The sequence below is a fragment of the Desulfobaculum sp. genome (assembly GCF_054921475.1).
The window spans coordinates 1-3545 of the sequence record NZ_JBUDSW010000316.1; the positions used below are offsets into that span (position 1 = coordinate 1).

The following is a 3545-nucleotide window of genomic DNA, read 5'->3' on the forward strand; positions in this document are numbered from 1 at the left end:
CCACAGGGCGCATCGCCAAAGGGGAATTCCGCTTTGTGGATACGCCAAACACCGGGGACGAAGTGGAAAGCGTTATGCGCGCGTTCAATCATATGGTGGCGGAGTTGAAACAGCGCCAGCGTCACCTTGTGCATGCGCAAAAAATGGCCTCCATCGGCACCCTGACGTCGGGCATTGCGCACCAGCTGAACAATCCGCTCAACAACATCGCCACCTCATGCCACCTGTTGGAAGATGAACTTGGCGGAAAAGCCGGGGAACTTGGCGATAAGATGCTGGCCAATATCCGTCAGGAGGTGCTGCGCGCACGGGACATCGTGAAGGGACTGTTGGAATTCTCGCGCCACAAGGACTTTCATCTGGCCCCGCACAGCGTACGGGAGATGGTTGACCGATCGGTCACCCTTGTCTCCAGCCAGATACCCGCGAATATTGACGTCACAGTGGATGTGCCGGAACCGCTGATGGCCTGCATGGACCCGCAGAAGATGCAGGAAGCGTTCATCAATATGCTCATCAACTCTGCTCAGGCCATGGAGGATCAAGGCGGCTCCATCCGCATCTCCGCCGCTCCCGGCGCAGAGGGCAAAACCGTCTCGCTCACGGTTCATGACACGGGGCGCGGCATTCCCGAGGCGCAGTTGAAACGCGTGTTTGATCCCTTTTTCAGCACCAAGGATGTGGGGCAGGGAACGGGGCTTGGTCTGTACGTTGTCTACGGCATTGTGCAACGGCACGAAGGCTCCATCCACGTGCACAGTGAGGAGGGCCGGGGGACCGACATTCGCGTCGATCTCCCAGCCGCAGAGGGGGATTGTGATGGGAAAACTGTTGGGTAGCAGGCTGTCGTGAGGCGGCTTTGTGCGCCGCGCGTCCTTACCTGCAACTCGTCCTTGGCTCACTTTGGGGCGCGTTGCCCGCGGCGCACTTCTGCGCCGTGCTCCAAGCTTGCTGCGGGGCGTCGCAGTTGCGGGCGAACCGTGCGCGCCGGGGCGCTTCGTCGTTACCGGCAGGACATGCGCGCCCGGGGGCGCGAGGCCGCCTTGCCTTGCCGCGCCGCGCTTTGGGCCTGCATCGCCTTGCGCAGCGCCGGGGAGCGGTGGAAGTTGCGTGGGTTGAAAAAACAGTACCAGTGGTCGAAGCGGGCTGACGTGTCCGAATGCTGGGATCCATTGCCCATCCGCCTGCGCAGGATGCGCCTTGCGCGGAACGCCAGTGTGACCACACACACCACAGCACAGAATTCAATAAACAGGAATTCCGAGTCCATTCCCCACTCCTTGTTGTAATCATATCGGGTGCGGGGCACCCGCCCCTTCCAGTATATTGAATTGAGCAAGGACGGTGCCAAAAGGTGCGTTTTCAACCTTTCCTCGATAACGCCTTGCTTTTAGGGCGGTTCATGCGCATTGGCCGTGGTGCGGCGTGTAACGTTCTGCAACAGTGTTGGTGCTTTTTGTTGCAGAATGCAATAGGCCTCTCGTGCATTGCAATGTGCAACCCTTCCGCGTATGGTCCCCTGATTACAGGACATCCAGAAACGCCTTTGCGTGGGAAGACTGAGTGAAGACACCGCATATCCTTGTCGTGGATGACGATTCCATCGCCCGCGACAATCTGGCCAATATCCTCGGGCGGGAAGGCTTCCAAGCTGCCGCTGCGGAGGATGGCGTTGCCGCCGTTCGCCTGCTCGAAGACCACGATTTCGATCTGGTCATTACCGATTTGCGCATGAAGAACATGGACGGCCTGGGGCTGCTGGCAGCCGCTAAACGCTTGCGCCCGGACTGTGAAGTCATCCTCATGACAGGCTACGCCAGTGTGGATACCGCTGTGGAAGCCATGCGCGCGGGGGCGTACGACTATATCTCCAAGCCCTTCGACATCGCCGAAATGCGGGCGTTGGTGGAAAAGGCCCTCGAAAAGCGCAGCATGCGCAGCGAAATTGCCGAGCTGCGGCGGCGCATTGAGTCGGACAAGGGCATCACCCGCTTTATCGGGCAGGACCCTGCCATCGTCGCCCTCAAGGAAAACATCGCGCAGGTTTCCCAGCGGGATTGCAGCGTGCTCATCAATGGCGAAACCGGCACCGGCAAAGAGCTGGTGGCGCGCATTATCCACGAGCTGTCGCCCCGCGCGGGCAAGCGCTTTATGGCCGTCAACTGCGGCGCGTTTTCGGCGGAACTCATTGATAACGAACTGTTCGGCCACGCCAAGGAGGCCTTTACCGGCGCGGAAAAGGGCAAGCAGGGGCTTTTGGAGGCGGCCCAGGGCGGGGTGATGTTCTTTGATGAAATCGGGGACCTACCGCTCTCCATGCAGGTGAAGCTGCTGCGCGTGCTGCAGGAGCGAAAGATTATCCGCGTGGGCGATACCAAGGAAATCGCGCTGGATATGCGCGTCATCGCGGCCACAAATAAAGATTTGAAGAAGGAGGTCGAACGCGGCGAATTCCGCATGGACCTCTACTACAGGCTCAACGTCATCACGCTTCAACTCCCCTCATTGGCGGAGCGGCGCGGTGATATCCCGCTCCTCATCCGGCATTTCCTTGCCAAGCATTCACCGTCCGGCAGGCCCCTTTTGAAAATCTCCGACGAGGTCATGGAAACGCTGATGGGCTACAGTTTCCCCGGCAATGTCCGCGAACTGGAAAACATCGTTGAGCGCGCTGTGGCCCTGTGCGAGGGGAGCGTCTTTGAAATGCGCCACCTGCCGCCGGATATCGTTGGCGGCGGACTCCTCCAACGGGCCGAACCGCAGGCGTGGATGACCCTTGAGGAAAACGAAAAGCGGTATATCTACTCCGTGCTGGAGGAAGTGGGCGGCAACAAGACCCGCGCCGCAGAAATCCTCGGCATTGACCGCGTCTCCCTGTGGCGCAAGCTCAAGCGCTACGAAGGCGAAGACTAGCCTTCCGCCGGGAGCAGTACCCGGTCCACCACCTCCGGCAGCACCTCTGCCAGCACCAGCTCCACCCGGTCCCGAATCTCTGGCTCAAGCGCCTCAACATCACCTGCATTGCGTGCAGGGAGGATGACCGTGCGGACTCCGGCGCGTTCTGCCGCCACGAGCTTTTCACGGATTCCAGCCACAGGAAGAAGCCGCCCCACAAGGCTTAACTCGCCAGAAAGGGCCACATCGCCGCGCGCGGGCCGTCCCGTGAACAGGGAAATAAGCGCCATGACAATGGGCACCCCCGCCGACGGACCGTCCTTGGACACGGACCCCGCCGGGATATGCACGTGCACATCCATTCCCTGAAATGCTTCCGGCGCGATGCCGAGGCGCTCGTGATTGCTCTGCACGTAGGACAGGGCCAGCCGCGCGGACTCGCGCAACACTTCGCCCAGTGATCCCGTGAGGATAAGTTGTCCCGCGCCCTGCATCCGCGCCGTTTCCACGGAAATGATTTCCCCGCCAAACTCCGTACACACCATGCCTATGGCTACGCCAACGCGTGGCGTACCGTCCGTGACCTCGCGCACGCGGCGCGCCGGACCGAGGATGCCGCGTACCAGAGCTTCGTCCACAGTAAAGGGGCC

At 60.7% G+C, this 3545-nt stretch carries 4 protein-coding genes; 2 read left to right on the top strand and 2 right to left on the bottom strand.

Features of this window, described 5'->3' with window-relative positions:
- Positions 1-839 (top strand): sensor histidine kinase (locus ACY69P_RS15190; RefSeq protein ID WP_462328081.1); only part of this gene is annotated, 839 nt, incomplete at its 5' end.
- Between the two features lie 164 nt (positions 840-1003).
- Here ACY69P_RS15190 and ACY69P_RS15195 read toward each other — a convergent pair.
- Positions 1004-1270 carry a hypothetical protein gene (locus tag ACY69P_RS15195; RefSeq protein WP_459902118.1) on the bottom strand — a complete coding sequence of 89 codons (267 nt, stop codon included), beginning with the start codon at positions 1268-1270 and terminating at the stop codon, positions 1004-1006.
- 293 nt (positions 1271-1563) lie between these two features.
- Here ACY69P_RS15195 and ACY69P_RS15200 point away from each other — a divergent pair, with 293 nt between their 5' ends.
- The gene (locus tag ACY69P_RS15200) at positions 1564-2913 is read left to right on the top strand and encodes a sigma-54-dependent transcriptional regulator (RefSeq protein ID WP_462328082.1); all 1350 of its coding nucleotides are present in this window, start codon (positions 1564-1566) and stop codon (positions 2911-2913) included.
- Here ACY69P_RS15200 and ACY69P_RS15205 read toward each other — a convergent pair.
- Positions 2910-3545, bottom strand: a 636-nt coding sequence (locus ACY69P_RS15205) for a S16 family serine protease (protein ID WP_462328083.1), incomplete at its 5' end; no start/stop codon positions are given. The genes ACY69P_RS15200 and ACY69P_RS15205 overlap by 4 nt on opposite strands.